The 21,934-nt window shown below is 57.9% G+C and carries 13 protein-coding genes and 2 pseudogenes; 6 read left to right on the forward strand and 9 right to left on the reverse strand.

From position 1 onward, the window contains the following. Window positions 1-168: 168 nt before the first annotated feature. From GWG67_RS06615 to GWG67_RS06635, 5 genes and pseudogenes are all read left to right on the forward strand, one after another. Entirely contained in the window at window positions 169-564 is a 396-nt protein-coding gene (locus tag GWG67_RS06615) for a hypothetical protein (RefSeq protein WP_275168309.1), read from the forward strand. A gap of 520 nt (window positions 565-1,084) precedes the next feature. Beyond that, the gene (locus GWG67_RS06620) at window positions 1,085-1,933 is read left to right on the forward strand and encodes a transporter (protein ID WP_275168310.1); all 849 of its coding nucleotides are present in this window, start codon (window positions 1,085-1,087) and stop codon (window positions 1,931-1,933) included. Between the two features lie 250 nt (window positions 1,934-2,183). Next, complete coding sequence (locus tag GWG67_RS06625) at window positions 2,184-2,462, forward strand: hypothetical protein (RefSeq protein ID WP_275168311.1); 279 nt, start codon at window positions 2,184-2,186, stop codon at window positions 2,460-2,462. A 230-nt stretch (window positions 2,463-2,692) separates the two neighbouring features. Beyond that, window positions 2,693-3,219, forward strand: a pseudogene (locus tag GWG67_RS06630) (recombinase family protein). Window positions 3,220-3,467: 248 nt separating this feature from the next. Further along, a pseudogene (locus tag GWG67_RS06635) lies at window positions 3,468-4,460 on the forward strand (IS66 family transposase). Between the two features lie 1,579 nt (window positions 4,461-6,039). Here GWG67_RS06635 and GWG67_RS06640 read toward each other — a convergent pair. Further along, the gene (locus tag GWG67_RS06640) at window positions 6,040-7,227 is read right to left on the reverse strand and encodes a cation:proton antiporter (RefSeq protein WP_275168312.1); all 1,188 of its coding nucleotides are present in this window, start codon (window positions 7,225-7,227) and stop codon (window positions 6,040-6,042) included. Between the two features lie 94 nt (window positions 7,228-7,321). Next, window positions 7,322-8,356, reverse strand: coding sequence for a calcium:proton antiporter (locus tag GWG67_RS06645; RefSeq protein ID WP_275168313.1), 1,035 nt, complete (start codon window positions 8,354-8,356; stop codon window positions 7,322-7,324). Window positions 8,357-8,720: 364 nt separating this feature from the next. Between GWG67_RS06645 and GWG67_RS06650 the strand changes: the two genes are divergently transcribed. After that, entirely contained in the window at window positions 8,721-9,140 is a 420-nt protein-coding gene (locus GWG67_RS06650) for a recombinase family protein (protein ID WP_275168314.1), read from the forward strand. 1,410 nt (window positions 9,141-10,550) lie between these two features. On the opposite strand, the gene GWG67_RS06655 is transcribed toward GWG67_RS06650, so the two are convergent. The 7 genes from GWG67_RS06655 to GWG67_RS06685 form a co-directional block, all read right to left on the reverse strand. After that, a complete protein-coding gene (locus GWG67_RS06655; RefSeq protein WP_275168315.1) occupies window positions 10,551-12,134 on the reverse strand; it encodes a porin in 1,584 nt (527 codons plus the stop codon). Window positions 12,135-13,270: 1,136 nt separating this feature from the next. Beyond that, window positions 13,271-14,986 (reverse strand): arylsulfatase, encoded by a 1,716-nt coding sequence (locus GWG67_RS06660; RefSeq protein ID WP_275168316.1) that lies wholly within the window; start codon window positions 14,984-14,986, stop codon window positions 13,271-13,273. Window positions 14,987-15,443: 457 nt separating this feature from the next. Then, the gene (locus tag GWG67_RS06665) at window positions 15,444-16,421 is read right to left on the reverse strand and encodes a formylglycine-generating enzyme family protein (RefSeq protein WP_275168317.1); all 978 of its coding nucleotides are present in this window, start codon (window positions 16,419-16,421) and stop codon (window positions 15,444-15,446) included. A 106-nt stretch (window positions 16,422-16,527) separates the two neighbouring features. Beyond that, complete coding sequence (locus GWG67_RS06670; protein WP_275168318.1) at window positions 16,528-17,061, reverse strand: HdeD family acid-resistance protein; 534 nt, start codon at window positions 17,059-17,061, stop codon at window positions 16,528-16,530. Window positions 17,062-17,082: 21 nt separating this feature from the next. Further along, window positions 17,083-18,678, reverse strand: a complete 1,596-nt coding sequence (locus GWG67_RS06675; RefSeq protein ID WP_275168319.1) for an arylsulfatase — start codon at window positions 18,676-18,678, stop codon at window positions 17,083-17,085. 93 nt (window positions 18,679-18,771) lie between these two features. Beyond that, window positions 18,772-20,505, reverse strand: a complete 1,734-nt coding sequence (locus tag GWG67_RS06680) for an arylsulfatase (RefSeq protein WP_275168320.1) — start codon at window positions 20,503-20,505, stop codon at window positions 18,772-18,774. A gap of 167 nt (window positions 20,506-20,672) precedes the next feature. Beyond that, window positions 20,673-21,626: a helix-turn-helix domain-containing protein gene (locus GWG67_RS06685; RefSeq protein WP_275168321.1), complete on the reverse strand. Its 954-nt coding sequence runs from the start codon at window positions 21,624-21,626 to the stop codon at window positions 20,673-20,675. Window positions 21,627-21,934: the final 308 nt, after the last annotated feature.

The raw sequence follows: 21,934 nt of genomic DNA on the forward strand, positions 1-21,934 counted from the left end.
CGCCTCGATTTCCGACCTTGTCGCGATCGGCGCGACGGGCGACGCGGGGGTATCGTTCTCCGCAAGTCAGTCCTCCGCAAGGAAGCATCTCCACGAGCAACGTGGATGGGGAACGAATCCCGTCGCGACGCATTCCCCGCTGAGTTGTATCTTGCAATGGAGAATACAATGCGTTCCACTAAAGCTTTGCTTGCCCTAGGCTTCGTTGCTGCTGCAGCAACCGCACTTCCGAACGCCGCAGGAGCGCGCCGCATAGGTGGCGGCGCTCATTTCCACGGTGGTGGAGCGCATTTCCACGGAGGTGCGGCACGTTTCCATGGTGGCGGAGCGCGCTGGCACGCGCATGGGCGTCCCGGCTGGCACGGTGGCGGCACGCGATGGGCCGGTGGACGATACTATCGTGGAGGATATTACCGCGGAGGCTACGGCTGGGGCGCTGCAGCGGCCGGCGTTGCAACGGGCGCAGCACTTGGTGCAGCCGCAGCCTACGGCTCGTCATGCTATCAGACTCAGAACGTCTGGAACGGCTACGCTTACGTCCGGCAGACCGTCAACGTTTGCTAGTCTGCCGCAGAACAAACATCCGATGGACGCTTGGCCGCTGCCCCATCGAGTTCTCACAAGATCCGTCCGTGCGGCGATCGCTTGATTGATCTGATCTCTTTTCCTCCAAGAGGGATCGGCAACGGTGGCTCCGGCGTACCCTACTTATGCCGGGGCCCCAGCTCTCCTGCCTTGCGCTCCTGCAAGACTTTCGCCTTGCGAGCTCGCCAAGACTTTCCGATGATACATCGCTGAAGTCCGACCCGGAGCAAAGGTCACGAAGGCTGCCCACCCAAATTCCGGAGAGTGCGCAAGCTTAGTCGCCACGGCTGCTGCAGGCCCACGCCTGTCCGGCAAGGCGAGCGTTGTGCTCAGACGTGGTTCGACACCGAGGATTGCGCGACGGCCCCCGGTCTTGCATTGGTCACTAACCATTCTCGACAATCTGCCGACCTTTCAGCTGCCCGTCGTCGGCGCGCCGCAATTCGTGGCTTGCAGCGATCACCGCCCCACCCTTGCGGTGATCCGGCGGCTGCTGCGGATGAAGTACTGGCTGAACTATGCTCGGCAACGAGGTCTCGTGCTCGGCGCGCTCGCCATGATATCGTGGTCGCCGATAGCGTCGGCGCAGACGTCATCCGCCGCGACGGCCGACAATACCGGCCTGGACTTTTTCCGTCCACCTACCAACCTCCTCCAGTTGCAGTACGAATACCGGACCGCCCCCGGAAGCACGCGCGACGTCACGACTGACACGCTTAACCTTCGTTACGACCACGCGTTCTATTTGTCCCCGACCTGGACGGTGGTGAGCCGCATCGATCTCCCGCTGCTCGCCAGGAACACCATCAATGCGAGTAATCCAAACGGCGACTATCTGTCCGGCCTCGGAGACGTCGACGTCCAGGCTGCGGTCATCCACGACCTCGACACGCGCTGGGCGGTCGGCTTCGGCCTGCGTCTGATCACGCCCACCGGCGCGGATCCTCTTGGATCGGGCAAGTGGCGTACTATGCCGATCATCGGCTTTCGCGTCGCGCTGCCCGAGCTCAGCAAGGCGAGTTATTTTGAGCCGATCTTCCGGTACGACTTCAGCGTGGCCGGCGATCCGACCAGGCGGAATATCAGCAACCTCCAATTTGGTCCTACTTTGAATGTCGGACTTCCGAAGCGCTGGTTCGTCACATTCTTTCCGAGCCAAGATATCCGATACAATTTCGGCGACCCGGTCACCGGGCAAACCGGCCGCTTATTCCTTCCGCTCGATGTCAGGTTTGGAAAGAAGATCTCCGATCAAATCGCGGCGTCGATCGAGGTCGGAGTGCCCATCATTAAGGACTATCCCGTCTACAACTTCAAAGGACAGCTCCGCTTGAACGTCACGTGGTAGCACTCTCCGCGATGTCTCATCGTGGATGGCTGCATCCACCCCGTCGATATTGACTCGATGAGTCCAATGAGGAAGCAGGCGGCCGCGACACCACTTATGCGTTGGCATGGGCCCCAACCGCGCGTGAAATCGGTATAAGCGGGAAAGCGAGATACAATGGACAGACCCTCTTAAATTGCTTTGCCTCAGCCATTCTCTGCGTTGTCGTAGTAATGTTAGTTTTTAAACTCTACGATTCTCGATGTCTCACATGATCGCAAGGATCTGCATCAGCTCGACATGCTCGGCGAGTGCTAGGATTTCAATCGACGTTTGGATCGACAGCGAGGCCACGGACTCTTGGCTGAGCGTCCACGACGGGCTGGTGGCCGGGCGCGTGGCTTTCCGCAAGCTCGAGGACGACGGCTTCCCGCCTAGCTTGGTCGGGAGCATCGGCCGTGATGACTGGCTGCGGTTCTTCGTCGACGACGAAACCAGGCTGCGCCTCGTGCTGGTGACGGCCGAGGGCATCGAGATGCGGGCCCAATAAAAGGGCGCCGGCGCGAGGTTTTCCTCGCGCCGGCAAGGCCTGATCGTATCCTCGCCCCCCTCAAACCGCACTTTCTCCGGTTCTTTACTTGGTCGGCTGGCAGGCCCCCTAAGGAGTATGCGTATCGACATTTCGCAGTAAAGCGCTCCCGCGATCCGCGATAACCATGGGCTTTTCTTTGGCTTCAACAGATGCCACAATTCTCCATCCAAAGTAGGTGTAAGACTAAGATGAAGAAATCAAGTGGGCATCACGAGCCGAATTCTATCCTTGAGGATGTCGGGCTGCGTGCCTGCGGGTATTTTCGGGCCCGACAGACAGAAGCCGAACTCACGATTCCGAGTCAAATTCGCGCAGTCGAGGCCTTTTGCGACCGCAAGGGTAGGAGATTGGTAGCGCAGTTCGTCGAACAGGGTGCAACGGCAACCGATGACAATCGCCCCGATTTCAGAAGATGATTGAGCGCGCCTGCGACGATGATCATCCCTATGACGTCATCGTTGCCTACTCGTTCAGCCGCTTCTTTCGCGATGGCTTCACCATGGAAATGTACATCCGCAAGCTTACGAAGGCGGGCGTGCGGCTCGTTTCCATCACCCAGGAGCTGGGCGATGATCCTGCGCAAGTCATGATGCGGCAGATCATCGGTTTGTTCGACGAGTACCAGTCCCGCGAGAACGGCAAACACGTCCGGAAGGCCATGGTCGAGAATGCTCGTCAGGGTTTCTACAACGGCTCGCCCATCCCGCTCGGATAGAAGACCATCGAGGTCGACAAAAGAGGCGCCCGTATCAAGACGAAGCTGACCATCGACCCCGTGGAGGGCCGAGACGATCAAGTTAATCTTCCGCTTGTATCGCCAGGGCGACAGCATGTCTGGACCGCTGGGCGTGAAGAACCAACCTCCTGGCTCAACGAGCGCGGCTACCGCACCCGTCGCGGTGCCCGCTTCGGCGTCGCGACCGTCCACGGGATTCTACCAACACCGTCTATATTGGCGAGTGGGTGTTCAATAAGCGGGATTCCAGGACCCAGCAGCAGAAACCCGTCAACGAGCATGTCACCGTCGAGGTGCCTTTCATCATTCCTAGGACCGAGTTTGAGGTAGTCTCAGCGACCCTAAAGACCCGTGACCCCAGAGTGACTGCTCCCCGGGTCGTGAGCCATGTCTGCGGCCGAGCGTATCCACGCGGAACGATACGACAGCACCAGTCCTGGCCAAGGGCAAGGCCGGCTTTGGACCTATGTGCGCGACGACCGCCCGTTCGCCGACCCCGATCCGCCGGCGGCCGTGTTCTTCTACTCGCCCGATCGTGGCGGTGAGCATCCGGAGCAGCATTTGACCGGGTATGCCGGACTGATGCAGGCCGACCTCTACGCCGGGTTCAGCACGCCCTACGAGCCCAATCGCAAAGGAGACCAAATCGTCGAGGCCGCATGCTGGGCGCATGGCAGGCGCAAGTTCTTTGATCTCGCACGGCTCAGCAAGGCACCGATTGCGGCCGAAGCTGTCAAACGCATCGATGTCCTGTTCGCCATTGAACGTGAGATCAACGGGCTTGCTCCGCAGCAGCGCCGCGCGTGCGCCAGCAGCGTAGCCGCCCTCTGATCGTCGAGTTGCAGGCGTGGTTACGCGAACAGCGCGCCAAGCTCTCCAGGAGCAACGATACGGCGAAGGCAATCAATTACTGTCTCAGCCGCTGGCATGCATTTGCTCGCTTCCTCGATGACGGGCGCCTGTGCATGTCGAACAATGCCGCCGAGCGCGAGCTGCGGGCTGTCGCCGTGGGCAGAAGAAATTGGACCTTCGCCGGCTCCGATGAGGGCGGCCGGCGTGCGGCTGCGATCTACACCCTCGTCGCCACGAAGCTCAACGACATCGATCCTCAGGCTTGGCTCGCCGATGTGCTGGCCCGCCTGCCGGATCATCCCGCCAAGCGCATCCACGAACTTCTGCCCTGGAATTGGAGCCCCAAGAGCATCGCCCACGCTGCTTGAGCGCAAAATCACCTATATGCCCAAGGCGACCCAACCAGGGGTCGTCACCGGATGCGTACGACTTGGCGGCGCACACGGTTTCTGAACAGCACAACATAGCGCATCGATCGAGTTTGTTAATGGGCCATTCGCACGCCGCATCGCTCGTAGTGAAAGTAAATGCACGCTGAACGTAGAAGCGTGATCACCGGGTCCCCTTGTGGATACGCGCGGCTCTTAACAATCTGAGCCCGTGGCAGGATCGTCAGCGCGATGGTCGCGAGCCTGTGCTCCAAGTCGACGATTATCAAAGCCCCTTAACGAAGACTTGGGAAATGCGTATAAAGATTGTTCAGATTTATTCCGCGCCGTGCACTGGCTTCCAGCGTCTTTCGAGTTGCCCTCAGGAGCGCGGAGCGGCCGAATCGAGCGGCATGGATGTCCAATTGGAAGGACCCACTGTAACCTACATATCCGACAAATAAGTCCAAAAAACCATGATAGTGAAGGGCGCTTATCAGGTTTCTCGCTACGCCAGAATCTACCCCGGCATCATTCGCGCGTATTCGAGACAGTGACAATCTCTTCCACGTCGGGGGGCTGTCTGGTGGCAGGCAAATTAGTGCCTCCCGTATCACTGCACCCAAAAACAATTCCACTTCCGGTTTAAGCAGCGAGGGTTCCGATCGCCTTATGATGCTATGGTGCCCTTTGATATCGAACCATAAAGTGGACAAGACTTCGTGGGATGCTTGGGAAAGCGCGCCGCAGGAGAGATCGACCGCCGGAAACCGCTTTGGTTCCGAGCGAGGACGTGGGCAGTTGGCACGACCCGATTGGTTGATCAAAGTGCGCAGTCGGCTCTGAACGCTGGAGTAGCTGCGCTGCATTGTACATGCGAGTTCACAATAGACTTGCCCTGAGAAGCCAGCTCAAGACGCCTGGTATCGTCGCCGCCAGTCCACCGTTTTCCGCCACGAGCTCTGTCGGGGGGTGATACGTCCATACAGACCTCCAAGATTAACGGTCGGATGAGCATCTCGAAGAATTACTGAGGAGTAGTCGGACACTCTTCCCCAAGTGCCTCCGGCACACGAATGCATAGCAGAAACGTTCCGATCTCAACTAGAAGGGCAGGACATCGAAGAAAAACGTTCTCAGTTCGCCGAGTTGGCTTGCTGTCATCGTGATCGCCCAAGCTTTGTGTCCCTACGAACATACCCGAATATTCCGCCTATGGATCGAGTAGGTGGGATCATTGGCGCATTTTTTGCCAGCGTCAGCTGAAGGCGAGCGTTCGAGACATTAAAAGCAACAAGCTCCTCTGCGAACCATCACGCGAACACACCTCTTTTTTGCTCTTTTCGATATCCCGTGCGGTTCCTTCCCTTGCATCGGCGCATTGTATTCGCGACCTCGTGGAGCGCCGCTCAGGTCTTCAGCGAATAGATGGCATGGTCCTCGGCGCAGAAATGCATGAAGAAGAGCCGCGGCTATTCATTCAGCATGTGGCTGCAGCGCTGTCACCTCGATGCCCGGCATCCGCAGCGCAATGCCGACGGGTTCACATCGTCGCTGGTCAAATCGCCGGTGCAAGCCTTTACCGGCGCCTGGGCGGCTCGTCGGGCCGCCTATGAAGAAGCTGCCCGGCGATGGTCGGGAACAGCAACACCGACAAAACTGCAGCTCCCACCAGCACGGAGCCCATCTGCTGGCTCATGGTTTTTGCACGAACGGCGATCTCGGTGATGACCACGACCAATGAAAGCGAGGCGACCGAACTGTAAAGCGCAAACGGTATCCGTTCTGCGGGCTTCAGATCCCTGCGATACAGAAATACCGGCGCGCCTCGCACCAGCAGAAAAAGCACGAGCGCGACCGGTATTAGCAACATCGTGACGACGCTACCGGTTATTGACGCGAGATCGAATTTTATACCCGTGCCGACGAAAAAGAACGGGATGAACCACCCGAAGAAGATGGCATCAATTTTCATCCGCGGTGCTTTTCCGTCCGGCCCTTGTGTACCCAGCCCCACGACCAATCCCGCAGCAAAGGCTCCCAATATGCTCTCGAACCCGAAGCGCTCCGACAGAACGAAGAAGGCGGCAAACAGTAGCAGAGTAATGCGAACTGGAAGCTGGGAGCTCCCATGCAGCGAGCGAGCCAGGAGGGCGACAACACGGGGCGGACGTAGCCCCAAGCTGATTGCGGCCGCCAAAACTACGACCACAAGGAATGCCACCAGGAAACCAAACTCCTGGACAGTCGTGTACTGCTGGCTAAGCAGCAACGACATTGCGACAATCGGTCCTAGTTCGCCCATTGTCCCTGCGGCGATAAAAAAACGCCCGAACGGTGTGTCGAGTTGATTTGCATCACGCAAAATGGGTAGCAGCGTACCCAGCGCGGTTGTGGCAAGAGCCAATGCCAAGATCATAGGATCATGGAGCGAACTCGCACGAAGGATGGCTGCCGCTGACACCGCAAGCAAGACTGACATTCCCCACCCGCCCATCGCAAGCAACAAGGGCCGTCCGCGAATTCTTTCGAACTCGAGCTCCATGCCCGCCATGAAGAGCGTAGCCGCCATTCCGAAGGCGAACATAGAGGCCAAGACGCCGTCGAATCGCACCCAGCCAAGAACTTGCGGGCCGATGATGACGCCTAACACGACTTCAAGCACTACCGCTGGAATGCGAAATCCGATCGGAAGCTCAGCAAGCAAAGGTCCGGCGACGGCCATGACCAGAACCAGAAGGACAGGCGAATGAGTGTCAGCCAACATTCCAAGTCCTATTGATTCTTCCCCTGCCAAGCCGCGACGAAGACGCGTCTCTGCAATGATCGAATGGATGATAGTCCGGAAGGATTGCGTTTCATCATGGCACAACGGCAAAAAATAAATACGCCGCGAACATGACGAGATGCACGATTCCCTGAAGCACGGTTGTTCGCCCCGTGCCGAGAGTGATCACACCGAGAAGCAGAGTCAGGGCGAGAAGCCCCTGCTCCTTCGCATCCAGCCCAAGCTCCAGACGGTATCCGAGCGCAATTGAAACTGCCGCTACCGCAGGGATCGTGAGACCGATCGTGGCGAGCGCCGAGCCGAGCGCTAAGTTCAAGCTGGTTTGCAATCTGTTGTTTCGCGCCGCTTTGATTGCTGCTCCCGCTTCCGGCAGCAGAACCAGCAGAGCGATGATGATGCCGACGACTGATTCCGGCACGTGGAGATAACTGATTCCCCGTTCGATCGAAGGCGTCAGAATCTTGCCGAGAGCGACCACGGCGGCAAGCGAAACCAGGAGAAGCCCTGCGCTTAGCGCGGTCGCTCTATTGTCGGGCAGCGCGACATGGTCGTCGTTGCTTGGTGGCTTGACCGGCAGAAAATAATGACGGTGGCGTACCGTCTGGATGAAGACAAATGCGAAGTACAGCACTAGCGATACAAGGCCGGCGAAGATGAGTTGCGGCGTGTTGTACAGGGGGCCGAGTTCCTGTGCCGCGAGATTCGGAAGAATCATCGTTAGGCCGGTGAGCGCGACGAGAACCGCCATCGCCGCACTCGCACCCTGAGCCTGGAATCCCTGTTCGTGGTGACGAATGCCGCCCCACAATAGACACGCGCCTACGATGCCATTGCACACGATCATGACGGCAGCAAAGACCGTGTCACGAGCTAACGCCGCTTTTTCGGCCGGCGCGGCGACCATAACCGAAACGATCAGGGCCGTTTCAATTACTGTTACAGCCAAGGCAAGAACAAGTGTTCCATACGGCTCACCAACACGGTGGGCAACCACCTCGGCATGGTAAACGGCTGCAAAAACGGTACCCAGCAACACGGCTCCGGCGAGTCCACCGACGATGACCCAGGTACCGATGAAGGGGGCCATCGCGAGCAGCAGCCACGCCATCGCGGGCCAAGCCCAGCTCCACCGCGGCGTACTCGCTACAGTCATGACGCGCAGCCCGCGTCAGAAAGCAATGTCCGCTGATGGTTGCTCTGGATCTGGTAATTAACACGCATCCGGTTCTCCCCCGCACCCAGCTGGGCTGTTCTGGATCGTGATTGGTATTTTCGCCACCCACTATGCAGTTTCGGCTGAGACGTCCGATCGCATCATACTTGTGCAAAGGCTCCCAATGGCGCTCGGCTCGGCCAGACGCCACATTTTGCACTAGCGATCGGAACCAGTTTGATAAGGCTTGCGCCCGGCCACATTTCGCCCGACTTTCTGCTCTCGACATAAAATTGACGATGGAGAACGGCGTCCCCCTATGACGATCACACAAAGCAAGAAAATTTCCGCGTGTCCTAGCTGGCTCGAACTGAGCGAGGACCGCAGGAGCTTCGTCTATCTCGAGGATCGAGCCGAGATAATTCGAAAGATCTTTGAACTTTCGATTGGCGGGTTGGGCAGCTACGCAATAACCAACTTTCTCGAGAAGCAGGGCATCCCTCCGTTCGGATCATCGCTCAAATGGGACCACACCACGATAGATAGCATGCTCCGCAACCGCGCGGTCTTAGGGGAGTATCAGCCGAAGAGTTATGCCGGCGGGCGAAGCAAGGGGATTCCGACGGGTCCGCCCGTGCCGGACTACTATCCCGCCGTGATAGACGAAGATACCTTCCAAAAAGCTCAGGCCGCCCGCCAACAAAATTTGATGACCGGCCGCGGGCGAAAAGGGAAATGATCTAGCAAACCTGTTCGATGGACTTGCCACATGCGCATACTGCGGGAGCGAAGTCCGGTTTCTTAGTAGTCACCCTTATAAGAGCCTAGCCTGTGCGAAGGTGCTCGACGAAGGCGGCTGCACGAGAACGGCATGGTCCTACCAAGATTTCGAAGCAAACGTTTTACAGTTTTTGGCCCACCCTGCGCTTCTGGAAGCAGCGGAGCCTTCGCGGAAGGACGAGCTTCGAAATCTCGTTGGAGACATCGTCCGCTTGGGCGACGATGGCGACCCTTACGTCCTTCGTTACTCCATCGCCCTAAGTCTCAGAAAGATCGTGACGCGGCTTACGCTTTCAAGCAGCGGGTCTACCCCCGGGAATCGTCTGGCGAATGCAGCCGTTCGACGCGACGTCAAAGGACGATTCTACGAGCTGCGTTTGTGGGACGGTGACATCTACAGGGGCATCTCAACGAGCTGAGTTGAGGCCTACGGCCGTTTCGAGGTCTCTTCTATCACTATGATGAAGTCACAAGCGACCGACAAGGCAACATCTTTTTGGGTCGAAGCGACCGGCGTTCCTACGTTCGTTCCACCCGCATTCCACAATCATCATGGCCGGCCCAGCCCAGGCCGAGACGCGTAGCCTAGAAATCGTCGAGAGACGTTTCGGCTCAACCGCGCTGCAGGGAACGCAATCTTAGGTTGTCCTAATCTGCGGGGCACCAATGGAAAAACCCCCAGCAGTTTTCTGCCGAGAGCCTTTGGATGTAACCCTTACAAGAGCCTGGTCTGTGCGAAGGTGCTCGATGAAAACGGGTGCACGCGGACGGCATGGTCCTACCAAGATTTCGAAGCAAACGTTTGGCAGTTTTTGGCCCACCCTGCGCTCCTGGACTCAGCCGAGCCCTCGCGGAAGGACGAGCTTCGAAATCTGGTTGGAGACATCGTCCGCTTGGGTGACGACGGCGACCTTTACGTCACTCGTTACTCCATCGCCCTAAGTCTCAGAAAGATCGTGACGCAGCTCACGCTTTCAAGCAGCGGGTCTACTCCGGGGAATCGTCTGGCGGATGCAGCTGTTCGACGCGACGTCAAAGGACGATTCTACGAGCTGCGTTTGTGGGACGGCGCCATCTACAGGGGCATCTCAACTACCTGAGTTGAGGCCAATGGCCGTTTCAAAGTCTCTTTTACCACTATGATGAAGTCACAAGCGACTGACAAGGCAACATCTTTTTGGCTCGACGAGACGCTTAGCCTAGAAATCGTCGAGAGACGATTCGGCTCACCGCGCTGCGGGGAGAGCAGGCTTAGCTGTCCTGCTCAGCCTGATGCCCCTCAGCGAGACCTCGTCACTGCCACCGAACGCAAAAACCCCCGGCAGTTTCCCGCCGAGGGCTCTTGGAGGTTAGGTCCTTAGTGCCAAACTTACCAGTTCCGCTGAGCGCGGAGCAGCAGGGTCAGCGAGTCCTGATCCTTCAGCTCGTAGAATGCGGCCGGCTTGGCAACCGCGAAGTTGCTTCCCGCGGCCACGACGCCAGCGTACTTCTGGTCGACGTGCGTCCAGTTGAAGTCAGCCGAGAACGTCAGGTTCTTGACCGGGGTCCAGCGGGTGATCAAGCCCACCTGACCGACGTTGAAGTCCGGGTTACACGAGGTCAACCCTGCGACCGCCGTGAAGACACCGGTGGGACCGCAGAGGAAGGTCTTGGCACCGCCGCCAAACTGAGCTGCAGCGTAAGCACCGTAGATTGCGGTGTTCCAGTATGGATCCCAGTTGTGGGTGTAGGCACCGCGGAAGCCCCAAGTCTTGATGGACTCCTGCTGGCCGCCATTGATAAACACGGTGTCCGGAGCGCTCACAGCAGCGACGCTGCCGTAAGCACCGGCGCCCGAGGTGCCGTACATGACGTACGAGCTACCCGCCAGGTTCTGGAAGTTGTAGCGGGTCGCGCCGTCCGTGTAGACGCCCGAAATGTTGATCACGTCACCCGCACCAGTCGGGATGTTCTTGATCGACAGAGCGAGTTGAACCGCCCAACCCCACTTGTCGTCGGGGTGGCCAGTCGGCTCGGTCGCACCGTAGTAGGCAACGTGGTTGTCATGCGCAGCAACCGACGCCTGGAACAGACCCCAAGCCTGGTCGACACGCACCATACCGACGAGGTTCGGAGAACGCGTACCGCCGATGGCGTTGGCACCCACCGCACCAAGGGTAAGCCCGGCGATAGCACCCGCACCACCAGGCGCACCGATGCTGCTCAGATTGAGGTTGCCGGCATCATAGTAAGCCGCCCTATCTTCCGCCGAGAACGACGCCGTGATGCCCTGACCGAAGTCAGCGGTGTAGGTGAACTGGTTGACACCAGTGACCGTGCCGCTGCCGCCGACGAGGCTGTCGATGTTGTTACCAGGATAGTTGGTCCAGGGCGCGTCGAACTGCGACACGGCCTTACCCATCGTGAACCCAGCGAACTGGATGAAGGCATAGTACACGCCGAGCGAGCCGCCCGAGGTACCACCGTCGGTCGGGTTGATCGTCGTGCCAACCAGCGCCGGGGTCGCACCAGCGTTATTGATGGCCACCGTGCTGGAATAGGCAGTGCCGCCGAAGCCGGAGCCGGTGCCCTGATAGCTGCCGGTGGTCCAGGAGAAGGTCGCATCGAAGAACGTGCGAACGACGCCGTATTCGGTGGCAGTACGCGTGTCGATGTTGAGATCTTCACGAGCGCGCCAAGTGTAGTAGTTGCTCAGGCGGTTACGCGCACCACCGGGAGACCCGTTGGAAATGCCGTAGACGCTGTTGGTGCCCAGCGCGACTTCAGCGCGCAGGTAACCACCCAGCTTGATGCAGGTGTCAGTGCCCGGGATGTAGTAGAACCCAGCACCATAGAGCGAACAGATCTTCACGTATTCGACCGCCTTGGCCTTTACGGGAAGATCAGCCGCTTGTGCTCCACCAACGGCGAGCAGAGCTGCCGCGGAACCGAGCAAAAGGCCCTTGAACTTCATGTTAAACCTCCAAGTTGAAGCCCCGTACAATCCCTCGTACAAAGGCCGTTGAGCTACCCGCGAAAAGACGTTGGAAATCAACGCATCCTCGTAACGATGGTCTACTTAAGCGAACCACCTAAGACGGGACGACCTCGGGATGCCCCCCTCCGTCGCACTCACGATATGAGGCAAAGACCTCCGATCAATCAATGACAGAGTGCCTCGGATGAGGTCGGAATGGCGCGTTTTTGGACGGATGTTGCACAAATATCACTTTTTGCTGAACATGGGCAGCGGCCTAGTACCTTGTTATTGCTTAGAAATTTGCCTGACATTCACAAAGTCGGTCAGGGAACCATTTCCTGCGGATCGGGTTCTCCCCAGCCTTGGCGCTTGGGCTCAAGGGATCACGTGGCAGAATCATTCATCCCAGGCGCCGTGCAAGCATGTGAATGAGCGAGAGCTTCGGCTTAGTGCACGGTGAGCAGATGCAGTCTGCACAGATTCGGGATCAGCGCTCTTGAGCGACGCGCGGACGGAGCGTCTGACAGCGCTTTGCCGTATCCGGCGCGGACTGCTCGCCTTTTTTAGGTCTAGGATTGCTACCGGGTTTTCCTTGGACTGGCTACATATCCAGAGGAACGGACAGACCAAACCCGGACGTACAAAGTGTACTGGCCATGAGCTTTGTTCAGCCCAGCTTGTTCCATTCCCTCCCCCTCTCTCGCTGATGACTGAGACGAGCAGACATCTTGTCCGAAGGCGCGCGTCGTCACCAGTTGCACAGATGCTACCACCCACGAGTCGGGAAGCAGCGTCTTTTCTCGGTTGCGTGCAATGAAGTACTTGGCAGCCCCTTCGCCAGCCTGCATCGTGCGCCACAGGACGACACCGGTGAAGACAAGACGACGCTCAGAACTCGATCATAAGCTCACGATGAATGTCGATCCCGCTTAGGCCCGCTGGATCGTTGAGCAAGTCGTGCGACGTCCGGATCAACGTCGTAAACAGACCTCCGCTCGAAAGGCCAAATACGCATGTTGTGGACCAACCCGTTCTGCCACAGGACGCCCGCAGGTGATTAGCTTAATCAAAAAAACGACGGGTGCCTCGCTATCGGGGGCACCCGTACAAGTTAGTTAACGAAGCTCAATTTACTTGGCGATCGCTGCTTGGGCGGCAGCGATCTTCGCTTTCACAGCCTCAAGATTAAAACTCGCGCCCTTCTGCATCGGCGGAAACTCGATCGCAGTCATCGCCAGCTTTTCAACCTGTTGTTGGACAAATACGAAGCGCCAGAATTCGTATTTGAACCAATCGAAATATTGCTGCGCGCCCTCCTTGGTCCCATTGTTCGGCCAGCCCGTGCGCTCAAACGGATCGAGGCGGAGGTTGGTTATGTAGGGTACGTCGGGCTTGCTTTTGTCACCCAGCCAGCCCCCGGGCTGGTCGATGAAACGAAACTTGTAGTCATCGATGCGAACCGCGCCGAGTTCGCTTTCGCCGAAGTACCAGATCTCGTGCCTTTTCGACGGCCCCTGACCGGTGATCATATCCATCTGGTTGTAACCATCGAGATGGCATTTGAACGTGGCGTCGCCGATCTGTTTTCCCTTCTTCAATTCTTCCGCAATGTTGGGATTGCCCGCGGCTGCAAGAAGTGTCGGGAACCAGTCGAGGCCGGAGATCATGCCATTTTCCACCCTGCCCGCCGGCACTTTGCCGGGCCACCGGATCATTGCTGGCGCGCGGAAGCCGCCTTCCATCACCGTGCCTTTGCTCTGCGCGAAAGGCGTCTGTCCGCCGTCAGGCCAGGTGAACACTTCGGTGCCGTTGTCGGTCGTGAAGATGACGATGGTGTTGTCGTCGACCCCCATGTCCTTGAGCTTCTTCATAACGATACCGACGTCATCGTCGAGTTGCGCCATGCCGGCTTCATGGATCGTCCAGCCGTTCTTGGAGTTGCGTAACGCCTGATATTTCGGCGACAGATGGGTGACGATGTGCATGCGGGTCGGGTTGAGCCACAGGAAAAACGGCTTGTTCTCAGCCTTGGCCTTATCGATGAAAGCCAGCGAGAAGTCGCGAATTTCGTCGTCCACAGTTTCCATTCGCTTCGGATAGAGCGTTCCGGCGTCCTCGATCTTTTGCTTGCCTACCCTGCCCCAGCGTGGATCTACCGTCGCGTCGTCAACGCTGGTGGCATATGAATGAATCATGTTCCGCGGACCGACGGTGTTCAGCAAATCCTGCGGATAGGCGGGATGAGCTGGATCTTCCATCGCGTCGAGATGATAGAGGTAGCCGAAGAATTCGTCGAAGCCGTGAACGGTTGGCAAGAACTCGTTCTTATCACCGAGATGATTTTTCCCGAATTGGCCGGTCGCGTAGCCCATTCCTTTTAGCGCCTGAGCGATCGTTACCGCCTGAGCCGGCAGACCAGTGGGAGCGCCGGCTTGCCCAACCGTAGTCATACCGGTGCGGATCGGCAGCTCGCCAGTGATGAAGTTGGCGCGGCCGGCCGTACAACTCGCCTCGGCGTAGTAGTCGGTGAACAGCATGCCCTCGGCGGCGATCTTGTCCAAATTCGGAGTCCGGCCGGCCATCATGCCGCGGTGATAAGCGCCAAGATTCCAGATGCCGATGTCGTCGCCCATGATGACGACGATGTTGGGCTTCTGTCCGGCAGACGCAGCTGCGGGCGCTGTCGTTGCCTGCTGCGCCTGGGCAGGGTTCGTCAACCCGACGGCTGCGAGTGCGGAGGCCGCGACCAGAGAGCTGCCGCTCAACAGCAACTCGCGGCGTTTCAATCCTGCGCTGCTCGGCCCGCTAGAGAGCTCTGACTTCTCGGACGCCTTTTTGTCGCTCATGACAGTCCTTTTTCCTGTTCGCGGTGGCTAACGGGCTTTAACTCAACCCAACGAATATCGCGCAGGGCACATCAGATCTTGCGATCCGACACGCTGATGCCGACGCCGCACTTTGACTGTGTTTCCAGCGATCGACTATGCACAAACGGCAGCCGCTTCGAATGCACGCATATGCGTTTTGGACTCAACCTCGACAGTCGCGGCATGTCAGCTAAGAGCCAAGGACGAATGCGACACCGCACTGTTGGCGGCCGAGGGATCAACCTGAGCGCCGCCACACGCTAAAAACGTTAGCCTCCCTCTACAAGGGAGGCAGCACACTGGAAAATACCTAGACCGAGAAACATTTTGCTCGTCGAGAACGCTAAGATGAACCGACACGAGCGTTGCAATAGCGCTTACATCGAGAAGCATCTGAGACATCGGCAGATGGCAAGCTAGGCAACGGCCTTTTACATCAGGATTTCGTCCTGGAGATACACCGGAATCCAACATGGCTCGCCGAAGTATCGATCGGCTCGGCGTGACGGGCTGCCGGGCGATACCGTCGGCAGTAGTTCGGCGCGCACAGATGCGAGCCTCCCTTAAGCACTCTCCGGGGAATGCTGATGTTTGGGGTACGTGGGTCGTAGCTTTCGTCTTCGGCGCCGCCGCGGGGATTCTGCGGAATGCAACAAGCCTTCGGCGCATCGGCGTCGTGCTTCGGCGAATACCAATCGGCCGTCCACTCCCAGACATTCCCAATCATGTCGTAGAGGCCGTAGCCATTCGGTGGAAACGCGGTCACCGGCGAGGTACGTTCGAAGCCATCGGCTAAAAGGTTCTCATGCGGGAAGTTACCCTGCCAGGTGTTTGCCATGTGTTTGCCAGCAGGCGTCAGTTCGTCTCCCCACGCGAACTCCGCCTCGCTCAATCCGCCTCGCGCGGCGAATTCCCACTCGGCTTCGGTTGGCAGATCCTTCCCGGCCCATTTTGCGTATGCGTCCACGTCGCGTAATGCGACGTGGACGACGGGATGATCTTCGAGGCCACGGATATTGCTGTGGCGTCCGTACGGCCGCCGCCAGTTGGCGCCGAAGTCGAAGGTCCACCACTCACCCCAGTAACGCAGATCCACCGCCTCTTTGGGCGGAGTGAAGACAAGGGAGCCAGCTTTGAGCATCTGCGGCAATGCGTTCGGATAATCCTTCGCTTCAGGAGTTATCTGGGCGAAGGTGACGTAGCCGGTCGCGTTGATAAAGTCGCGGAACTGGCGATTGGTTACAGGGGTCCGGTCCATCCAAAAACCGTCCACGGTGACGCGGTGGGCGGGAGCTTCTTCCGGATAATGCTTGTCCGAGCCCATCCGAAACGTACCGCCTGGTACGCGCACCATCTCTGGATGCGGCGGGTCTTCAAGGGGGCGCCTGAGATCAGACTGGCGGGCAGAATTCATGTGACTTCCGTCTTGACGGTCACTTCAGCAGCAGAATGCGCACCCTGCGCCGTGCGCACTATGCGAATTCGGCAAAATCCGTAAACCCCGAAGAGAAAAGAAAGCCTTAGCTACGAACTCGAAAGGCCAGGATTACCAATCCCGCTCCCTGAATGAGGAGCAGCGCACCAAAGACAACCGGCACGGCCAATGCGGCTGCGATGGGAGACCCTAGTAGCAGAAGACCGACCAGGCCGTTGATCGCTCCCAAGATAAGCGGCCCGATGCCGCCACCCTTGAGGCCGGCAATGATCTGCAGAGTGCCCATGAGAAGTCCTTGAACGCCGAGAATGAGCACCAGCACCGTCGGCACAGTCAGGGCAGCAACGAGCGGGTGTCGCAGAACGAAAAGACCTGCGAGAACGCCAACCACTCCGCTGAGCAACGACCATATCCATGGCGTTGAGCGATCGATAAAAACTTGGACGAACGCAAGCAAGCCCGTTATGAGCCAGTAAAATCCCAAAAACGTTGTGAGCGCGAGGATCGTCGCGCTGGGTTGGGTGACAAGCATAAGGCCTAGGATGACGCCGGCAAACCCTTGCAGGAGGAAAACCCACCAGATGCTGGACTGCTGTGGCAGGACGGCGATGTTGGTCATGACCTAAGCTCCCGAGATTTGCTAGTTGTTGGCCGGCGGCAGCCTCAGCTTCTCCATCGCCTGTTCGACAGAGAACGAACCAGGTCGTTGCCGAGGCGGAAATTGCGCGAAAGTCGCCAGATGCTGCCCGACAACTAGCTGCGCGGGCATGACCACGAACGCATGCTCGATAAACCATCGGACATAGTCGCCGGATTCATGTTGGGCCCGCTCGAACGGATCGGAGCGCAAGTTGAACAGCATGGGAAGGCGGAGCTGAATCATCGGTTGTTGCCAAACGCTGAAACCTTCGGCCTTCTGCTCGAGAAAGACTGCTTTCCATTGCTCGAAGCGGAGCCCGGCGAGGTCGCCGTCATCGGTCCAGTAAAAGAATTCCCGACGTTTGTCGGGACCTTTTCCCGCCAGCAGGTCGCGCTGGTCATAGCCGTCAAGATGAACCTTGAAGTTTTGGCCCGCCGCCTCATAGCCTTGAAGCAGCTTTTCCTTGATGGCGGGCTCGCCGGCCGCAGCGATCAGTGTCATCGCCCAATCCTCGGCGGAGAAAATCTCGTTGATTTCCGTTTTCGCCGGGACGAAGCCGGGCCAACGGATCATCGCGGGGACCCGGTAGCCGCCCTCCCAATTGGTGTTCTTCTCGCCTTTGAACGGCGTGGTTCCACCATCAGGCCAGCTGAAAGTTTCAGCGCCATTGTCGGTCGTGTAGACGACGATCGTGTTGTTAGAAATGCCGAGATCGTCGAGTTTCTTCAGCAACTGGCCGACCTGCCCGTCGTGTTCGACCATACCATCGGGGTAGATGCCCAAACCCGTCTTGCCTTGCGATTCCTTCTTAAGGCGCGTCCAGATATGCATGCGGCTGGGATTGAACCAAACGAAGAACGGTTTCTTGTCCCGATTGGCGCGATCGATGAAATCTGTCGATGCCTTTAGAAATTCCTCATCAATCGTCTCCATGCGCTTCTTGGTAAGAGGACCGGTGTCCTCACACTGCTGTTTGCCAAGAGGTCCAAATCGGGGATCGTCGCCGGGCGTCGCAGTTGCCGTAGCAAAACACTTCATGACTCCGCGCGGACCGAATTTCGCCCGGAACGATGGATTAGCCGGATAATCCGCATGCTCTGGTTCATCCTCGGCATTTAGATGATAAAGATTTCCAAAAAACTCATCGAAGCCGTGCACGGTCGGCAGAAATTCGTTGCGGTCACCTAGATGGTTCTTGCCGAATTGTGCGGTTGCGTAACCCTGCGGTTTCAAGAGCTCCGCGATCGTTGGATCTTTCGCGGAGAGCCCTTCCTTGGCTGCAGGCAGCCCAACTTTCAAAAGGCCCGTGCGGAGCGGGCTCTGCCCGGTGATGAAAGCAGCACGACCGGCTGTACAGGACTGTTGCCCATAATAGTCGGTGAAAATTGCGCCCTCGTTGGCGATACGATCGATGTTGGGCGTCCGATATCCCATCATACCTCGGTTGTAAGCACTGATATTCCAGTAACCGATGTCGTCAGCCATAATAACGAGAATGTTGGGCTTCTGCGGCTGTTGCGCTCGAACAGAAGTGTTGACGGCGGCCAAGGTGGTGAGTGCGATCAGGCTTGGTCGGATGATCTTGCTGAAGCCCATTCTACGTCCTGTGATTCCTGGAATTTCTGGAACATGCGGCCGGCCCTTCGCGGCCGGCCGCTAATTGTGTTTCAATCGAGCACTAACCGTTCGCTAATCGCTCCGTCCAGCAGTCTTGGCCTGCTTGAGCTGCTGGATAACCTGGTCGAGGTTGTAGCTTGCAGGATCCTGGAGCGGCGGATATTCGACGTAGGTCTCCAATTCCTTCAGCCACAGCGTCTGACCGATGGGCAACATGTTCCAGTCGTAAACGTAGGCCGTCGAAGGTGAGCCGATCGTGCCACCCTGGCCCATGAGGGTCTTGAACTGCGCACCGATCGACGTCTCGAACGGATCTCGCTTGATATTGACGACCTGTGCCCAGTGGTAGGGAAGCGCGCCAGCAATAAAGCCGGATGGAGCGTCAGATACCATCGTGAAGTAGATCTTCCAGTTCTTGTACCGAACCGCCGAGGGGTCCTTGCCGGAATAGTAGAAGAATGTGTCGCGCGCAGACTTTTCCGAACGTCCGGAGAGGTACTCGGTCTGATCGACGCCATCCAAGGTCGTCTTGACGATGCCGGGATATTGCCCGGCCTCGATGCGCTTCTTCAAACCATCACCCTTGGCGCCGCCCGCAATATTGATAAGCGTCGGCATCCAATCCAGCGACGCAAAAATATCGTTCTTGATCGTGCCTGGCTTGATCACTCCCGGCCAACGGATAAGTGCAGGTGCACGCATGCCGCCTTCCCAAGTGCTAAGCTTGCCGCCCTTGAATGGGGTAGTGCCGCCGTCCGGGAAGGTGATGGTTTCGGCGCCATTGTCGGTCGTGAACACGACGATCGTATTGTCGAGCTGGCCCATGTCCTCGAGCTTCTTAAGCACAGTGCCGATGTTATCATCCAGCTGCTTCATGCCGGCCTCGTTAAGGCCCCAATCCTTGCCGCCGGCTTCGCCAATCATGCCCGCGTACTTCTCATTCAGCACGGTCGTAATGTGCATGCGTGCCGGATTGTACCAGGCGAAGAAGGGTTTGTTGGTTTTCTTCGGGTCATTGCGATCGAGGAAGTCAACGACCTTCGCCGAGATTTCCTCGTCGACGCTCTTCGAGCGCTCAAGCGTCAGGGGACCTTGATCGCTGCACGTCATGTTCTTTGCGGTGCCATCGGACGATTTGCACGACAAGACTGGTCGCGGCGGTGTCAGGCAAACTGGTGACGTTTTCGGATCAACCGCACCATTTACCTCCTGCAACCCAGGTATCGGCGTGTTCTTGCACGGCGGAGCAACGGTCTGTTGAGTAGGAGACTTGTTGAGGTCCGGGAAGCTCACGCCTTGCATCGCGTCGAGATGATACAAATAGCCCCAGAATTCCTGAAATCCATGCGCGGTCGGCAATGCATCGGTATGGTCGCCGAGATGGTTTTTGCCAAATTCGCCGGTATTATAGCCGAGATCCAGCAGGAATTTTGCGAGTGCCGGTGTGCCGGGTCGTAGATAGGACGGGCTGCCAGGCAACTGCGGAGGAATCATACCTGTGCGCAACGGATGCATTCCAGTGAAGAAAGCGTTCCTTCCGGCCGTGCAACTTTGCTCGGCATAGTAATGCGTGAAGATCGCACCCTCGTTGCCGATGCGGTCGATATTGGGTGTCTCGCCAACCATCAATCCGCGATGATAAATGCTTGGCTGGTATAGTCCAATGTCGTCGCCCATGATGAAGAGGATGTTGGGCTTTCCGGCTGGTGCCTGTGCGAAGGCAGGCAGGGAGATTACCGGCAGACTGACTGCCGCCAAGGCGGTTGCTGACACCAGCATACGTTTGAAGTTTCTAGTGATCTTCATAACTCCGGCTCCTAGCTGTCACGATACTTGATCGGCAGACTTCTCGAAGTCTGTGGGGTGCAGAAGCGAAGAGGAGCTGCCCCACTCACAGGGCTCCGCTCTCCGTGGAGGTTAGTCTGTCCGAAGTTTCTTCGATCGCGCTATGCGAATTCGGCACAGCGCTTGAATTACTCCTCCTTGCTGGAGACGCGGCGCAACGTTGATGACGGCGTCTCTCCGAAGACGTCGCGGTAAGCCACCGCGAAGCGCCCGAGTTCGGTAAAGTGATGATTTCGCGCAATCTCTGAAACACTGGCTGATGCCGGATCGGCGCAACGCAATGCTGATCGCGCCCTATTCAATCGCTGCAACAGGTAGTAACGGCTTGGACTAACGCCCAGAAATTCGGCGCAGCAAAGTCGCAAGGTGCGCTCCGGCACCCCGATTGTGGTGCAGAGCTCCGACAGATTCAAATGAGGCTCTTTTTGTCGAGCCAAGCAGTCCTCGAAACCAACCATAATGTCCGAGTGGCGCCGCCTGGAGTTCGAGGGTCTACCCCCATTCTTGATCGACAGGCATTTGACAAGCGCGCTGAGCAACTCGCGCTCAAGCGAGGCGGCGCCCGCTGTTGAGAATACTTCTCCCACCAGTTCAGCGAGATCGCACAGCTTCGAAACGATGGCAAGAAACGCTGCGGTGGCGTCGTGTGCAGGCATGACGTCACAGGATTCTGATGGCACTCTGATACTTTCGCCGATCAACCTTCTGCTGCATGCGGTAAGCTCGTCTGGCGGCAGAGATATAAGGCACCACTCGGCTCCTCCAGTCGTGCGCTGGTGTGCTCGCTGTTCAAGGGAATGGAACACCAGGTCGCCGAAGTTCAAGGCCACGCCGCAATAGACCATGCTCCGCGTCCGGCTTGTCGAAAACGAGATATGCACATGGGCCGACGGCAAGGCGATAAAGGCGATGCGGGGAAGGTTCTCTCTTCCTCTCAGCACGTGCAGGCGACCAATTTTCAAGTGGGTCAATTGCCCCTTGAACTCTCCATCACCTGTTACAAAAAGCTCGACCTTTTCTGCTCCAATCGCCGCACCGTAGGCATCGGGACTAACGAAGATCGCCGTTCCGTTCTGGATCATCCGAATCGTCTCGTTCGAGATGGCCGCCACCGCCGCGAGCCCAGCCGGGCTACAGCATGGTAGATTGGCAACGACCTGCCTATGCAGCTTCGGAAGCCGATTGTGCTTCGTCGCGACTTTTTGGTGCCCTGAGAGCTCCGCTACGCGACTCGCGCTTTACTCCGAGTGTTGCGCCGGTACATCAACCACGCACAGTTTGTTGTTTTTGCCGATTTTGCATAGCTTAAGGCCGAACCGCAGATAGCATAGGATAAGCATGTATCGAGGAGCGGGCAGATGCGGCGTGATCGTTCGATCAGGGACTTCCA

It is taken from the genome of Bradyrhizobium sp. CSS354 (assembly GCF_029051725.1).
In the GTDB taxonomy this organism is placed as follows: Bacteria; Pseudomonadota; Alphaproteobacteria; order Rhizobiales; family Xanthobacteraceae; genus Bradyrhizobium.

Excerpts from the sequence above, each read along its gene's own strand:
- GWG67_RS06615 (WP_275168309.1), top strand. The coding sequence starts at position 169 with ATGCGTTCCACTAAAGCTTTGCTTGCCCTAGGCTTCGTTGCTGCTGCA.
- GWG67_RS06620 (WP_275168310.1), top strand. The coding sequence starts at position 1,085 with ATGAAGTACTGGCTGAACTATGCTCGGCAACGAGGTCTCGTGCTCGGC.
- GWG67_RS06625 (WP_275168311.1), top strand. The coding sequence starts at position 2,184 with ATGATCGCAAGGATCTGCATCAGCTCGACATGCTCGGCGAGTGCTAGG.
- GWG67_RS06640 (WP_275168312.1), bottom strand. The coding sequence starts at position 7,227 with ATGTTGGCTGACACTCATTCGCCTGTCCTTCTGGTTCTGGTCATGGCC.
- GWG67_RS06645 (WP_275168313.1), bottom strand. The coding sequence starts at position 8,356 with ATGGCGTGGCTGCTGCTCGCGATGGCCCCCTTCATCGGTACCTGGGTC.
- GWG67_RS06650 (WP_275168314.1), top strand. The coding sequence starts at position 8,721 with ATGACGATCACACAAAGCAAGAAAATTTCCGCGTGTCCTAGCTGGCTC.
- GWG67_RS06655 (WP_275168315.1), bottom strand. The coding sequence starts at position 12,134 with ATGAAGTTCAAGGGCCTTTTGCTCGGTTCCGCGGCAGCTCTGCTCGCC.
- GWG67_RS06660 (WP_275168316.1), bottom strand. The coding sequence starts at position 14,986 with ATGAGCGACAAAAAGGCGTCCGAGAAGTCAGAGCTCTCTAGCGGGCCG.
- GWG67_RS06665 (WP_275168317.1), bottom strand. The coding sequence starts at position 16,421 with ATGAATTCTGCCCGCCAGTCTGATCTCAGGCGCCCCCTTGAAGACCCG.
- GWG67_RS06670 (WP_275168318.1), bottom strand. The coding sequence starts at position 17,061 with ATGACCAACATCGCCGTCCTGCCACAGCAGTCCAGCATCTGGTGGGTT.
- GWG67_RS06675 (WP_275168319.1), bottom strand. The coding sequence starts at position 18,678 with ATGGGCTTCAGCAAGATCATCCGACCAAGCCTGATCGCACTCACCACC.
- GWG67_RS06680 (WP_275168320.1), bottom strand. The coding sequence starts at position 20,505 with ATGAAGATCACTAGAAACTTCAAACGTATGCTGGTGTCAGCAACCGCC.
- GWG67_RS06685 (WP_275168321.1), bottom strand. The coding sequence starts at position 21,626 with ATGATCCAGAACGGAACGGCGATCTTCGTTAGTCCCGATGCCTACGGT.